11 protein-coding genes are annotated in these 13,474 nt (G+C 59.2%); 2 read left to right on the top strand and 9 right to left on the bottom strand.

The window, feature by feature from the left end; all coding sequences use genetic code 11:
- The first annotated feature begins 1 nt into the window (after position 1).
- On the top strand, positions 2 to 1,093 hold the full coding sequence (locus tag ACYQ15_RS13160; RefSeq protein WP_459937967.1) for a glycosyltransferase family 4 protein: 1,092 nt from the start codon (positions 2 to 4) through the stop codon (positions 1,091 to 1,093).
- On the opposite strand, the gene ACYQ15_RS13155 is transcribed toward ACYQ15_RS13160, so the two are convergent.
- On the bottom strand, positions 1,085 to 1,825 hold the full coding sequence (locus ACYQ15_RS13155) for a polysaccharide deacetylase family protein (protein WP_459937966.1): 741 nt from the start codon (positions 1,823 to 1,825) through the stop codon (positions 1,085 to 1,087). The two genes, ACYQ15_RS13160 and ACYQ15_RS13155, sit on opposite strands and share 9 nt — an antisense overlap.
- On the bottom strand, positions 1,800 to 2,582 hold the full coding sequence (locus ACYQ15_RS13150; RefSeq protein WP_459937965.1) for a glycosyltransferase family 2 protein: 783 nt from the start codon (positions 2,580 to 2,582) through the stop codon (positions 1,800 to 1,802). Before ACYQ15_RS13150 ends, ACYQ15_RS13155 begins: the two co-directional genes overlap by 26 nt.
- Positions 2,583 to 2,643: 61 nt before the next feature.
- Between ACYQ15_RS13150 and ACYQ15_RS13145 the strand changes: the two genes are divergently transcribed.
- Positions 2,644 to 3,828: an SPL family radical SAM protein gene (locus tag ACYQ15_RS13145; protein WP_459937964.1), complete on the top strand. Its 1,185-nt coding sequence runs from the start codon at positions 2,644 to 2,646 to the stop codon at positions 3,826 to 3,828.
- Here the strand turns inward: ACYQ15_RS13145 and ACYQ15_RS13140 are convergent.
- From ACYQ15_RS13140 to ACYQ15_RS13110, 7 genes are all read right to left on the bottom strand, one after another.
- Complete coding sequence (locus ACYQ15_RS13140; protein WP_459937963.1) at positions 3,801 to 4,544, bottom strand: rhomboid family intramembrane serine protease; 744 nt, start codon at positions 4,542 to 4,544, stop codon at positions 3,801 to 3,803. The two genes, ACYQ15_RS13145 and ACYQ15_RS13140, sit on opposite strands and share 28 nt — an antisense overlap.
- A 9-nt stretch (positions 4,545 to 4,553) precedes the next feature.
- On the bottom strand, positions 4,554 to 6,182 hold the full coding sequence (coaE, locus tag ACYQ15_RS13135) for a dephospho-CoA kinase (RefSeq protein WP_459937962.1): 1,629 nt from the start codon (positions 6,180 to 6,182) through the stop codon (positions 4,554 to 4,556).
- 283 nt (positions 6,183 to 6,465) lie between these two features.
- Positions 6,466 to 7,197 (bottom strand): SIMPL domain-containing protein, encoded by a 732-nt coding sequence (locus tag ACYQ15_RS13130; RefSeq protein ID WP_459937961.1) that lies wholly within the window; start codon positions 7,195 to 7,197, stop codon positions 6,466 to 6,468.
- 324 nt (positions 7,198 to 7,521) lie between these two features.
- A complete protein-coding gene (locus ACYQ15_RS13125; RefSeq protein ID WP_459937960.1) occupies positions 7,522 to 9,417 on the bottom strand; it encodes a peptidylprolyl isomerase in 1,896 nt (631 codons plus the stop codon).
- 69 nt (positions 9,418 to 9,486) lie between these two features.
- Positions 9,487 to 11,415 (bottom strand): aconitate hydratase, encoded by a 1,929-nt coding sequence (locus ACYQ15_RS13120; protein WP_459937959.1) that lies wholly within the window; start codon positions 11,413 to 11,415, stop codon positions 9,487 to 9,489.
- A gap of 18 nt (positions 11,416 to 11,433) precedes the next feature.
- Positions 11,434 to 11,736 carry a hypothetical protein gene (locus ACYQ15_RS13115; protein ID WP_459937958.1) on the bottom strand — a complete coding sequence of 101 codons (303 nt, stop codon included), beginning with the start codon at positions 11,734 to 11,736 and terminating at the stop codon, positions 11,434 to 11,436.
- Positions 11,696 to 13,369 (bottom strand): 3-phosphoshikimate 1-carboxyvinyltransferase, encoded by a 1,674-nt coding sequence (locus tag ACYQ15_RS13110; RefSeq protein ID WP_459937957.1) that lies wholly within the window; start codon positions 13,367 to 13,369, stop codon positions 11,696 to 11,698. Before ACYQ15_RS13110 ends, ACYQ15_RS13115 begins: the two co-directional genes overlap by 41 nt.
- Positions 13,370 to 13,474: the final 105 nt, after the last annotated feature.

Genomic DNA, 13,474 nt, shown 5'->3' with positions numbered 1-13,474 from the left:
CATGGCCTCGCAGTCCAAACGAATCGCCTATATCATTCGCCGCCAATCTTCGGGAGGCGGCGCGGAAGCCGCTGCACGCCGCTTGGCCGAGCATCTCGCTCCTGACTGGGATGTGCATCGTCTCGGTGCCGGGTTGAATTTCGATGGACACGAGATTGCCGGCCTGAACGGGCCGGGCTGGTGGCGAGCATTGCGCTTCGCCGCCAGCGTCGACAGATTGCTGGACGGGAAGCCCGGAGTGACGCTCAATCTGGAACGGGGACCGGACTGCTCCATCTACCGGGCCGGAGACGGGGTGCATCTGCGCTGGAGAGCGCTTCGTTTCGGCTCCTTTCCGGCCTGGATGGCCAATCCCCTGCACTGGCTGTACCCCCGGCTGGAAGCCAAGACGATCCGTTCCGCCCGGTTTGTGGCCGCCAACTCGGAGATGGTCCGACGAGAAATGGAACGGTATCATCCTCAGGCCGCGCAAAATGTGCGGGTGATCCTCAACGGATTTGACCCGGAGGTTTTTTATCCGGATGCGACGGCGCCGGAACGACGCGCTGAACTGAGTCTGTCTGAAAAGTGCAAACTGTTTCTGTTCGTGGGGAGCGGATGGCGACGGAAGGGGCTGGCGCGGGCTTTGGAGTTGGTGGCCGAATACAACCGGACTTTGGGTCAGGACGAGCCTCTAGGAGTGCTTCTTGTGGTCGGCAAAGGACAGCCGAATCAGTTCAAGTCCACGCTGCGTCGAATCGACCTCGACGTCGGCCGGCATGTGCGTTTCCTCGGTCCTCGGACGGATCTGCGCCGCTTTTACCAGGCCGCGGACATCTTTCTCCTGCCCACGCTTTACGATCCCTTCTCCAATGCCTGCCTCGAAGCCCTGGCCTGCGGCTGCCCTGTGCTGACCACCGCGAACAACGGCGCCGCGGAGGTAATCGATCACGGCCGGACAGGATACATTTTGGGCGATGATCTGCATGATGCGATCCACTGGTGCCGGTCAGCGGCTGTCGATCCGCTCGAGATCGCCGCCGGCGTCTCCGGCTGGACCGCGGATCGGGAGACGAAGGCCTTCGCGGCGTTGATGGAAGAATGTCTACCGTAGCCGTAGGGTATTCCAATAGTACCTGAGCTTCGGCTTCCACAGACTACGGAGCGGCCCCATGTCGTCCTGAAGGTTGTCGCCCTGCAGGCGATAGAGCAGTCCGCCTGGGTTGCTCCAGCCCCGGTTCAGGGCTCCGCCGATACGCATGCGGTACGGATAGAGGCGTCGAGAGGTCCCCGCAACGGATTGATTCACGCGGCCCAGGGGAAAGACAAAGGTTCGCGGAAATGCTCCGATGTGGGCGGCGATGATCTTTCCGGCGCCGTGAATCTCGCGCTCCAAATCCAGGCCGGGGCGCGTGAGGTCCATATGTCCGGCGGAATGGCAGGCAACCTCGACGCCTCCGCTGGCGCACATTTCCCGCAGTTCCTTCCAGGTGCAGAAGCAGGCGGTATCCTGATAGTTCTTGCCCTCCCTGCCGTTGCGTGACGAGGTTTGCAGGCGCTGTTCCATGGGAACGGCCGTATCCTCGAGGATAAAGTCCGTGGAAACCGCGACAACGGCCTTCAGGCCCGTTTCCCGCAGCATGGGGTAAACAAAATGATAAAAACCGGCATGGGCGTCGTCGAAGGTCAGGCAGACGCTTAATCCGCTTTTGGGAAGGGGATCTCCGGGCAGGACAACGGGATGGTTGCGCCGGACGTACTCCAGGTGGGCGCGCATAACTTCCGGATCATTGGCATACTTGCCGCCGCCGGGAACCACGTCATGGTACATCAGGACGGCGAGCACGGCGCTGGTTGGCCTCGTAGAGTTTCAGGTATTTGTAGAAAGCGGTGTGGGCGTTGTAGGCGGAAATGAGCAGGCCCTCGTAGCCGTGGAACATGCCCCGCTTGATGATGTAGGACTTCAGAAAGGCAAAGGCGCCGTGGAGCACGGCCTTCAGGGGGCTGGAGCTTTTCCGGCCTGCATTCTGGAGAGCGAACTGGTCTGTGTAGCGCTGCATCTTGTCCAGAAAATCCGCTACGCAGGAATAGGAGTAATGGCGCACCGGGTGGTGCAGGCGAACCTCCCGCAGACCTTTGGTGATCACGCCCTCGTGCACGGCGGCGTCGGTGAATCTGGTCCGTCCCCGGTGAAAGAGCCGGACATGGCGGTCCGGATGCCAGCCGCAGCAGGTGATACGCTTGCCGTTGAAGTAGTTCTCCATGGGGAAGGAATAGACGCAGGAGGGATCAAGCGGCAGGGAAGCGATTTCCGCCGCCAGTTCCTCGGTCAGGATTTCATCACTGTCAATGGACAGAATCCAGTCATGGGCGGCCAGCTCCGCGGCCCGGTTGTGCAGCGGACCGAAGCCGGTGAAGGGTTCCCGGAACACGCGCACGTTGGGAAAGCCGGCGGCTATGGCCAAAGTGGCGTCGGTGGAGCCGTTGTCCAGGAGGACGACATCCGGAAAATCGGAAACGGCCTGAAGACATTCCTTCAGAAGCCTTTCGGCGTCTTTGGTCAGAATGGTGACGCTGATGTTAGACGTGGGATGTCTGGTCATAGTCGGGTGACGGATCATGCCGCGGGGGAACGAACAAGAAAGAAACGACATACTGCTATACATGAAAATGCACAATCACGATGATGAACCGCATCCCTTGCCGGAGCATCTGCGCAATCTGGAGCGGATCTGGATCGACGCATCGGTTCAGCACACTCCCATGGCGCAACGAGTCCTTGCCCGACTCGGCCATCTCCCGGTGGAAGTGTTCGAACCGGAGCAGCGTCCTCCCGCCCATGACCATGAGCAGGGCATTGTCTACCTGAAGCACTACAAGGGCCGGTTTCTGCGCACCTGCCCGGGAACAAGCCATTACCACTGTTGCGGCTACCGGATCGTGCACATCGGGGAAAACTGTCCTCTTTCATGCTCCTACTGCATTCTGCAGGCTTATTTTCAGGACCGGGTGCTCAAGGTGTGGGCCAATCAGGAGGACCTGTTCGAAGAACTGGAACGGGCTATTGCGGCGCATCCGCAGCGTCGCTGGCGGTTGGGCACCGGCGAATTCACGGACTCGCTGACCCTGGAACCGCTGACTGGATACAGTCGGGATCTGGTCGCCTTCCTGAACGACTATCCGCAAGTCTGCCTGGAACTGAAGTCCAAGGTGGTGGACCTGAGCTGGATGGACTGGGTGCGCCGGCCCGATCGCGTCCTGCCGGCGTGGTCCATGAACGCCCCGCACATCCAGGCCGGAGAAGAACACGGCAGCTCGACGCTGGAAGAACGGCTTCAGGCCGCACGGTACTGCGCCCGGGCCGGATTCCGGGTCTGCCTGCATTTTGATCCGGTGATACCGTGCCATGGCTGGGAACAAGGCTATGCCCGGACCGTGGAGATGATCGCGGACTATCTGCGCCCGGAGCAGGTGGCCTACATCAGCCTGGGCTCCCTGCGCTTCATGCCGGAGCTGAAGAGCCGGATCATGGCCAATCATCCCCGCTCCACCTATATCTATGCCGAGTTCATCACCGGGCTGGACGGCAAGCAGCGCCTGCTGCGACCGCTGCGGGTCCGTCAATTGCGCCATGTGGCGAGCCTGCTGGCACGGGCCGGTTTTGAGGGGCTCTATCTATGCATGGAATCCGACGAGGTCTGGCAGGCCGTGCTGGGATGCACGCCCAGGCAGCTGGGAGGGCTGGCTCGCTACCTCATGGCCCGCGCATTCAACGCGGAACCAGAAGTCGCGGCAAACGCCCGGGACGGCAGGGACCTCTGTCACTCGCTACGGCGGCTGAAGCTGTGATCCCTGAACCACTGCTCCAGGCTGGTGCAGTGGGTGCAGGCTCCCTGCTTCTGAAAGAGGCGGATCATGATCATGCCGGCGACGAAACCGCCGATGTGCGCCCACCAGGCAATGCCCTGGGCCCCCTCGTGCTGGATCGCGGCGGTGACTCCGGATATGACCTGGATCAGGATCCAGATCCCCAGAAAGACCACTGCCGGCACCTCGAAAAAATAGGGTATGAAAAAAATGGGGATGAAGGCCACGACCCGGGCATGGGGATACAGCAGCAGGTAGGCGCCCATGATGCCGGCGATGGCTCCGGATGCGCCAATGACCGGAATGGTCGAGCCAAGGTTGAAGACGAGGTGCACCAGGACTGCTCCCAGGCCGCAGAACAGGTAGAAGACGAGAAAACGGGCCGTGCCCATCACGTCTTCCACATTGTCTCCGAAGATCCAGAGCATCCACATGTTCAGGAAGAAATGCAGAAAACCGGCATGCAGGAACATGTGCGTGCCCAGGGTGATGAACCAGTTGGGGGCATAGCCGATCTCCGCCGCCCAGCCCGGGTCCGTGACCCGGGCCGGAATCATCCCGAAAACGTGGGTCATCATCAGCATTTCCCGATAGCTCATGGTCAGCATCAGGATAAAAATCGCGGTATTGGCGGAAATGATCAACCACATGCCGTAGGACGGTTTTGTATTCGGAATATTGTCTCGAAGCGGGATCATGCTTGTATCCTACGGTTTGGGATTCACCAGTCCGTCAATCCTGCTCAGCAGTCGACGTATCTTTTGGCGGCGCAGCCGGCGCAGGATGCCGGCCAAGGCAACGGCACGCCGCTCAAGTTCGTCAGGGGCGCCCGGATTGTCGACGATCAGATGACAGGCCCGCAGTTTCTTGGCTTCGGGCCATTGCCAGGATTCCACATCGGCCAGCAGTTCCTCGGTCCAGCCGCGCTTCTCACGGAGCCACGCCTTACGCTGTTGCGCATCACACGCCAAACCGACAAGAAGATCGAAGCCGGATGTCCAACCGGTTTCCAGCAGCAAGGGCACTTCAGCCACGGCAACCCGGGCGTTGCTGTGGTCCTTCCAGAAGCACTCCAGGCGATGCCTGGCCAGGGGGTGGATCATGGCCTCGAGTTCCTGGCGCAGCTGGGGCGTCTCGCGGAGAGCCTGCAACAAGGCCCCCTTGTCCACCGGGGAATTCCGGTCGGTAATGAATCGGTCGCCGAAACGCCGCCGGAGCAACTCCCATCCGTCCTGCCCCGGCTGGTACAATTCCGCGATGGCCTTGTCCGCGCTCCAGACCGGAATGCCCATTGCGGCCAGTTTCGTCAGAAGCAGGCTTTTGCCGCAGCCGGGCATGCCTGTCAGGCCGACCCGCTGGGAGGTTCTGGAACCCGCAAGCATGACCTTGGTCATGTCCTTGGGGGGCGCGAGTTGGAAACGCAGCGACTCGCTTGTTCGCGGATGCTCGAAACCCAGCTTCCAGGCATGGAGCATGGGCCGGGCGACGAGCTTGTCGAGGCCGGGTACATCCTTCTGCCACGTGCGGAAATGGCCCGGACAATAGGAAGCATCTCCCAGCAAGGGATGACCGGCATGCTGCATGTGCACCCGCACCTGGTGGGTCCGGCCGCTGAAGATGCGCACCTGGACGAGGCTGAAGCGGTCATGGGCGGCGGTCCAGAGGATCTTGTACTCGCTCTGGGCCGGTTTTCCTCCCTTGGGGATCACCGCCATTCTGGTTTTCCAGGTTGAATGGCGGCCGATGGGGGCGTCAATGAAGTCCTCGGCCAGTGGACGGCCGTGAACCAGGGCCAGGTAGGTCTTGTCGACGCGGCGATCAGCGAAAGAGGCGGCCAGCCGCAACCGGGTCGCTTCGTTCAGCGCCACGACCATCAATCCAGTAGTGTCCTTGTCCAGGCGGTGGACAATACCTGGTCTGGCGCCGGTCAGTTCGCTCAGTTCGGGAAAGTGGTGAATCAGGCGATGGACCAGCGTGCCCATGTCCAGCCCGGGTGCGGGATGAACGACCAGACCGGCGGGCTTGTTCAACACCACGAGATCGTCGTCGAGGTGCAGAATCCGCAGTTCCCGGTTCTCCGGTTGCAATTCGGTTTTGACGACCACCACTTCCAGTTCCAGCCGTTCCCCACAGGCCACCCGGCGGCTCGGTCGCGTGCATGCCTGCCCGTTGATCCTGGCGTGTCCCTCTCTGATCCAGGCCTGAACCTTGGCCCTGGCGATTTCCTGCTCGACAAGTTGATTCGTCCAGAACTGGTCCAGCCTCTGCCCCTGCGCCTCCAAGGAAGCTACGGCAATGATGGGGCTGGCGGCATGTTTGGCATCATCCAGGGGCATGGGCTGTGATCCTGATGAGAATAGAAGTTATTCCGTTACAAGCGACGGAAAGTGCGCTTAATAGCAGTCCCCGCAACAGCTGTACCTTCGGGCACGCGACATGATGAATACGGTTCAAGATCAAGCACGTCTTGGTTCCAGTTGAAACGCCGGCTACAGGTATGTTGAAGCGGGTGATGGAAAAAATGCACCCCAGGCGATTGATGTCGCCTGGGGTGTAAATAGGAACTGCGGCCCGTGTTGTAAACGGATGGTCGAGACCGAATGAAAGATGGTCCTTCTTCTACTCAGTGAGATAGTACTCAACGGTCGTCACAACGCGCAGGGTCTTGTTGATCTGTTTGTGCTCCATCGTGTTCGGGGCGTTGTCCCGGGGCAGGATCTGAAAAAGCCCTTGCGTTGCCCGGCGAATGCCTCCCAGGCGGCTGCCCGCATCGGCGGCGAACTGCTCTGCGGCAAGACGGGCGTTCACCGTGGCTTCAGCGATCATTGCAGGCTTGACGTCGTTGAGCCCGGTGAACAGATAGACCGGTCCGCCGGAACCGTATTCCGCACTCAAAACCACGCCGGCCTCCACCAGCTCACTGACGCGTTGGCTGGCGGAAGCGATGAGGTCCACGTTCTCCGTTCGGGCAACGAGGATCTGGGTCAGGATGAAGCGGGAATCCATGGGGCCGGAACGGTAGGCCTGGGCCATCAGGTCCGTCACTTCCAGGGATTGCAGTTCAATGGCGTTTTCGGGGAGGCCATGGCGGGCAAAAAACTGGACGACCTTTTCAGCGTCGGATCTCAGCTGCGCGTGCACTTCGGAGAGGTTGTCGCCGGTGGCCACGAAACGCAGAGGCCAGATGGCCAGGTTTGCCTGAACCTCAGTTTCGGCAAGCCCTCTAACCGTTACGAAGCGATCATTGAGGCGCCCTTCAATAAATCCCTGGCCGATAAAATATCCGCACAGAGTCAACCCCACGGCGATCAGCAACGCGGCAAGGAACAGCTTGAAAGGAGAATCGGACATGATCAGACTCCAGGAGATGGATTGTGCGGACTGCCTGTCTGCCGGCCGGCCGACGTGAATCACGATGAACAGTTTCTGCGTTTCACAAGCGCTGCCTGGTAACTACTCAGCTGAGGTCCAGGTTGCTTTGATTTTGCGGCCTCGCCAACTCCTTCGCCGGCTTCGTAACACCGAACCATTGCTTGAATAAACAACACTCGTGCTCCAGGAGTCCGGCAATGGTTCGGCGAACGAATCCTGGCTCAGTCAAACAGGCGAGATCGCAAAATCAAGGCAACCCGGACCGTTCATGCTTCAATTGCTGAATAGTTACGCTGCCTGAAGCTATCTGGCAGGGCTGATGATGTCCGGGCGCACGATTCTGATATCGGCCTTGTTTTGCAACTCCCCGACAAAGGCCTGCAGGAATTCGTTTCGCCTGGATTCAAGCAGGGACTCCCGCCACAGGCCCCCCTCATCGGCCCATTGCGCTTCCGTGGGTGGAAAACGTTCCTCAAGCCTGGCCACGATAAAGGCGTCCTGGACCTGATACACATCCGGCAGCCAGTCTCCCACGGCAGCGGCAAAAGCGTCCGCGGTCAGATCCTGGTTGAAGCCAAGTCCGGGAATGAATCCTTGCCGTCCAAAGGCGGAACTGGACTGCAAATCATCAAGAGAATAGGCTTCAGCGGTATCAGAGCGGATTTGATCAAGAACTCTTTCCGCTCTGCCCTGAGCCGCATCCTTGGCCAGTTCCAGGCGAAGCTGCGTGACGATGCGATCACGAACTTCTTCCAGGGTTCGCACTCGTTGTGGTTCAAAGTCGATTCGTTGCGCCAGCAGGTAGCCATCGGCCATCAGGATCGGCGTTTGGGTAATTTCCTGGTCATCGAGCCCAAACAGCACGGCCACTGCTTCGGGGTTCAGGTTCAGACCGGCGGGCGACTGCCCCATGGCGAAGAAATTCGATTCCTGGACCTCGAGGTTGAGCCGCTGGGCTATCTGGTCCAGCGGAGACCCGACAATCACCTGTTCCATGGCCACATCCAGGGCATCGGGCAGAACTTCCATGGCATGCTCTTCGGCCAGCCGGGTCCGAATGGTCTGCTCAACCTCTTCCAGGGGAACCGTGCTTTCCTCGCGACGTTCCTCAACCTGGATCAAATGCCACCCAAACGGGGTTCGCACCGGCGGACTGATTTGTCCGGCCTGGAGAGCGAAGGCCGCGTCTTCGAACTCGGGAACCATTTCCCCGCGTCCGAACCATCCCAGATCCCCGCCTTGAGCGGCGCTGGCATCCTGGGAATACTCCCGGGCCAGGTCCTCGAAGGTCTCATCGCCCTGGATCCGGACCAGCAGGGAGAGCAGCTGTTCCCGGGCTTGATCGTCGGCTTCGGGGGTGCCATCGGAAGGCGTGATCAGGATGTGTCTGGCCCATACCTGTTCAGGTCGAATGAATTCGTGTGCCCTGGCATTGTAGTAGTCCAGGATCTCTTCCTGGGTCACGGCTGTGGGATCGGCCAGGGCTGAAGGAGTGATGTTCAGGTAGGCGATGCGCATGCGCGCGGGAACCTGGAAGGCGTTCAAATTGGCCTGATAATGGGCTTCAACGGCTTCCTCGGAAATCTCAAACTGTTCCGCCAGCTCATGGTTCCAGGGAAACGAGAGATAGCTCAGCACGACCTCTTCCCGGGCAAAGGTGAAAATGTCGCGGACCTCCTGGTCGGAAACAGCGGCCGGTAGCGTAATGAATTCCTGAAGACGCTGAATCTTCAGATCCCGTCGAAAATCCGCCTCGAACTGGGCGGGAGTGAGATTGTAAGCCCGCAGGACTGCCCGGTAGGCAGCAGGGTCAAAGCGTTGCTCCTGGTCATGAAAAACCTCGAGGTCGTAGATGGCCTGGCGCAGTTCCTCGGTGGAAACGCTCAGATTCAGGCGTGCTGCCTCTTGTTCCATGAGCTTGGAGTTGACCATCTGGCCAAAAATCTGGCCGCGCATGTCCATGCGCTCCAACTCCTCGATATTGATCCCCGGGTTTTCCCGACGCAGATTCTCGACAGTCTGTCGGTAAACCCGCTGAAAATCCTCCAGGAAAAGCGGGCTGTCGTTGATTTCCGCCAGCACGTTGCCGCGTTCCGCGCGAAAACTGCCTACACCCCAGAATACAAAGACCAGGATAATGATTCCAAATATGACTTTTACGCCCCATGACTGGGCATTGCGACGAATGGCGTCAAGCATTGCTGCTCCTTGCTGGTTGAACCGCTTGCTGAAATTCGGTGTTTGAAAAGAAAAGGCAGGCGCATGAGATCATTGTTTGTGAACTCGTGCCATGTTCAGTAGACCGCCGGCAGTGATAATCTCAAGCTCCTTGGGGGTCAAATCGTGTCGAACCAGGATTTGCTCGCCATCCTGGAGCCGCAGGGGGATCTCCATTTGGGTGGCCAGCTCGTCCGTCTTCAGTTCGATGGCTCGGCCCACGGTGAGCCGGGCATGGTCCTCAGGATTCGCGAAAATCAGCGGCAGGATGCCGAAATTGATCAGGTTGGCCTTGTGGATCCGGGCAAAGGACTTGGCCAGGACGATGCGGACGCCAAGATGCCGAGGTCCCAGGGCCGCATGTTCGCGACTGGATCCCTGGCCGTAGTTTTCTCCGCCGACGATGACCCCCGCGGAAGCCTTTTCAGCCCTGACGACGAAATCCTGGTCCACGCGGTTGAAGATGAATTTGCTGATGGCCGGCAGGTTGGATCGCAGGGCCGTGACCGCGGCGCCGCCCGGAAGGATATGATCCGTGGTGACGTTGTCTCCCAGCACAATGAGCACCTGGGCCTCGATTTTCCGGGGAAGCGGAGAAAATTCCTCCAAGGGGACAATGTTCGGTCCGCAGCAGATCTCCACGTCGTGTGCCTGCTCCGGTGGAGGGGGCATGATGAAAAGGTGGCGGATGGAGGGAACGTCCTGGGGCAGAACCGGTTTTTCCGGCGCGTCTCCCCAGGTGGCCGGATCCGTGACCCGACCATGCAAGGCGGCCTGGGCCGCGGCTGCCGGTCCGACAAGATAGACCTGGGCGTCCTGGGTGCCGCTGCGTCCTTCAAAATTGCGGTTGAAGGTCCGCAAGCTGACTCCGGCGGAAGTGGGCGAGCCGCCCATGCCGATGCAGGGGCCGCATGCGCACTCCAGAAGTCTGGCGCCGCTGTCCAGCAGGCCTTCAAGCAGTCCCTCCCGGTTCAGGAGCTTGAGTACCTGCTTGGAACCGGGAGCAATGAAAAGATCAGTCGTATTGGAGACAAGTCGATTCCGCAGAACCAGTGCAGCGGTTTTCAAGTCCGTGTAGGAGGAGTTGGTGCAGGATCCGATGGCCACCTGGTCGACCGTCAGTCCGTCCAAATCGCGGATCGGTACGACAAGGTCCGGCATGTGCGGACGGGCAGCCATGGGTTCAATGGTATCCAGGTTGATCTCAAGCACCTGATCATACGTGGCATCCGAATCCGCGGCCAAGGGAATGAAATCCGCTGGACGATCCATTCGGGCCAGAAATTCACGCGTTTGTTCATCACTGGGAAAAACAGAACCGGTTGCGCCCAGTTCCGCGCCCATGTTGGTGATTGTGGCCCGTTCCGGAACGGTCAGGCCGGCCACGCCGGGTCCGGCATACTCCAGCACCGCGCCCACGCCGCCCTTGACCGTGAGCAGCTCCAGAATCTGTAAAATAATGTCCTTGGCTCCGGCCCAGCCTTGAAGACGGCCGGTAAGATGGATCTGGATCACCTTGGGCATGGGGATGGTGTAAGGTTGGCCGGCCATGGCCAAGGCCACGGACAGGCCGCCCGCGCCCATGGAAAGAGAGCCCACGCCGCCGGCCGTGGGGGTATGGCTGTCCGAGCCGATCAAGGTTTTTCCCGGCTTGGCAAAGTTCTCCAGATGCAATTGATGACAAATTCCCGTTCCAGGCGGCGAAAAGACGATTCCGTATCGTGCGGCCACGGATTGCAGGAAGCGGTGATCGTCGGGATTTTGAAAACCCATTTGCAATGTGTTGTGGTCCACATAGCTGACGGATAGTTCCGTTTGCACGCGATCCAGTCCCATGGCCATCCACTGCAGATAGGCCATGGTGCCGGTGGCGTCCTGGGTCAAGGTCTGGTCGATGCGCAGCGATATTTCATGGCCTGGGATCATTTCTCCGGATACGAGGTGATCGCGGATGATTTTCCGGGTCAGGTTCTCTCCCATGGTTTCCTCTTGATTTTTTTAAGAATTAGATCCTGGAGGGGTGTTGCTCAATTCGGCGGCAAGCCCGAATTTCCGGATACGATTGATTTTGTTGCGCCGACAATCCATCTCCACCTGCAGACGCAGTTTGTCCTGCTGCAACATGAAAATTTCCTTGGCGTGGATTATGCCCGCCGTGGTGTCTTCACTGAACATAAGTTCCTTGACCCTGGCGGCACAGGCTTGCTTTTGCGCCGCGAAATCCTGGATTTGTTTCTCCAGCGCGGCAATAGCCTCGAACTCAGATCTTGACTCGGCGCTTTCCTGTTCGTGATGATTCATTTGAGTGACTCTCGGATGATCTTGGGGATGGTTCTTCTGTTCGTTGTTTGGAAAGGGCAAGCACGCTTTGGTGAATGTCCCAGAATCCTGGCCAAAGTGCGGTCAATTCTCCTGGATTGGTGAGCCGCAACCCGGGAAACCGGAAGGAAATCATGGCCAGGGCCATGGCCCAGCGGGAATCTGGCGCTTCGAAAATGCCGTCGCCTCGATCAGCCGGTTGAGTTGATGGAACAAAACGGATGGAGTCTTGTTCGGGAATGCAGTCGCGCCCGGTCCAGAGGGACATTTCTTGAACGACGTCCAGATCAAGGGTTTCGGATCGGCCAAGGATGGTGCATCCTTTAGGAGCGCACAAAGCCAGCGTGACGGCCAGCGGCAGGGCCTGCTCCCGGCCCAGTGTGTCCAAAACCGGCGACTCAGGCCATGACTCCGGTGTGGTCCGGATATGATCGGGTTGTATCTCGACCTGTACGCCGCAGGAGCGCAACAACTCCAGATGATGAGCGGCGGACGGACCTTCGGGCCAAACGCCATGGAGAGACATTTTCTGACCTGTCAAGCGTGACCAGGCCAGGAGCATGCTGCTCAGGAAATAGTCCAGGGGAGCGCATGGCTGCTGCGGCAGACGGGGCATGGCGGCAGAGACGCGAATGCCTCTGGAAAGCCTGGCGAAGGGCACTCCAAAACTGGAGTAAAGCTGGAACATGGTTTCAAGCTCGGGTGTGGTAACGGGATGATCAGACCATGTCAGTTCCAGGCCCCGGGGAAAGAAAGGCGCTGCAGCCAGCAGGGCCAGGATCAAGTCCATCGGGGTTTCCGCGTCGACTTGCGCCTGCGATGGTTGGCCGCTGGATTCAAGGCGGACGGGAAGGCCGGGGGCATGCGGATTCAACTGGTGCAGCCTCGCTCCAAGCTGAGGCAGGACAGCCTGCCAAGGCTTGATCGAGAACATGTTCAGCGCTCCTGAACCGCTGAACTTCGCTATGCCCGGTCTGGCCATGGCCAGAGCCACCATCAGCGCCAAGGTAAACGTATTTTGGCCGGCATGGATGGTTTTCTGTTCAAACGACAACTCGGGCAAACGGTGAGGCGTATGGGAGACGGTCTCCTTTTCCCATGCCAATCCCGCGCCGGTCTGGTTGAGGGACTTGATCAACTCGATCAGACCGTCATTGAGTATGGCAGGGCGAATCTGGACTGGAGCATTGGTCACGGCAGCCCAGAAGGAAATGATTCTCGTGGAGAAGACGTCCGCGGGACCGGCAAGGGCAATCGCCTTGGCCGGAGCTATGGGGCGCAAGAGCCAAGTATTGCCTTTGCGGGAAAATTTCTGTTCAGAAAAGGCTTGGCCGAGATTGTTGAATTGCGATACAAGCTGGCGCCAGTGGCGAGAATGTCCGGCCTCTTCGGATTGCAGCACACCTTCCCAGACTTTCCAGATCGTTTTCTCAAAATCCTGACCGGTATCGCGACGTTTTCCATCTTTCCTGCGGGCGGCTATTTCAGCGAAAATCCGCGTTCTCCGGAGAACCGCGTCCGCCAGTCGGCGTTCCTCGCGCAGGAGCCGTTCTTCCAATGAAAAGAGTGATTCGGAGTCATCCGTTCTGGTCCCCGACGGCGAATGGTTGCTCATGATGTTCCTTTAGGTGTAAAATCAAAGTATTTATCTTTATTTGCACCAGGAAACAAGCCTTGTCCGGATGGTTGACTCCAGAACAATAAATTTTGCGAATAATCG

The sequence above is a fragment of the Desulfonatronum parangueonense genome (genome assembly GCF_054656975.1).
The sequence above is the reverse complement of the archived record's forward strand: the minus strand, read 5'-3'. Positions and strand labels throughout refer to the sequence as shown.

Excerpts from the sequence above, each read along its gene's own strand:
- ACYQ15_RS13160 (WP_459937967.1), top strand. The coding sequence starts at position 2 with ATGGCCTCGCAGTCCAAACGAATCGCCTATATCATTCGCCGCCAATCT.
- ACYQ15_RS13150 (WP_459937965.1), bottom strand. The coding sequence starts at position 2,582 with ATGACCAGACATCCCACGTCTAACATCAGCGTCACCATTCTGACCAAA.
- ACYQ15_RS13145 (WP_459937964.1), top strand. The coding sequence starts at position 2,644 with ATGAAAATGCACAATCACGATGATGAACCGCATCCCTTGCCGGAGCAT.
- ACYQ15_RS13140 (WP_459937963.1), bottom strand. The coding sequence starts at position 4,544 with ATGATCCCGCTTCGAGACAATATTCCGAATACAAAACCGTCCTACGGC.
- coaE (WP_459937962.1), bottom strand. The coding sequence starts at position 6,182 with ATGCCCCTGGATGATGCCAAACATGCCGCCAGCCCCATCATTGCCGTA.
- ACYQ15_RS13130 (WP_459937961.1), bottom strand. The coding sequence starts at position 7,197 with ATGTCCGATTCTCCTTTCAAGCTGTTCCTTGCCGCGTTGCTGATCGCC.
- ACYQ15_RS13125 (WP_459937960.1), bottom strand. The coding sequence starts at position 9,417 with ATGCTTGACGCCATTCGTCGCAATGCCCAGTCATGGGGCGTAAAAGTC.
- ACYQ15_RS13120 (WP_459937959.1), bottom strand. The coding sequence starts at position 11,415 with ATGGGAGAGAACCTGACCCGGAAAATCATCCGCGATCACCTCGTATCC.
- ACYQ15_RS13115 (WP_459937958.1), bottom strand. The coding sequence starts at position 11,736 with ATGAATCATCACGAACAGGAAAGCGCCGAGTCAAGATCTGAGTTCGAG.
- ACYQ15_RS13110 (WP_459937957.1), bottom strand. The coding sequence starts at position 13,369 with ATGAGCAACCATTCGCCGTCGGGGACCAGAACGGATGACTCCGAATCA.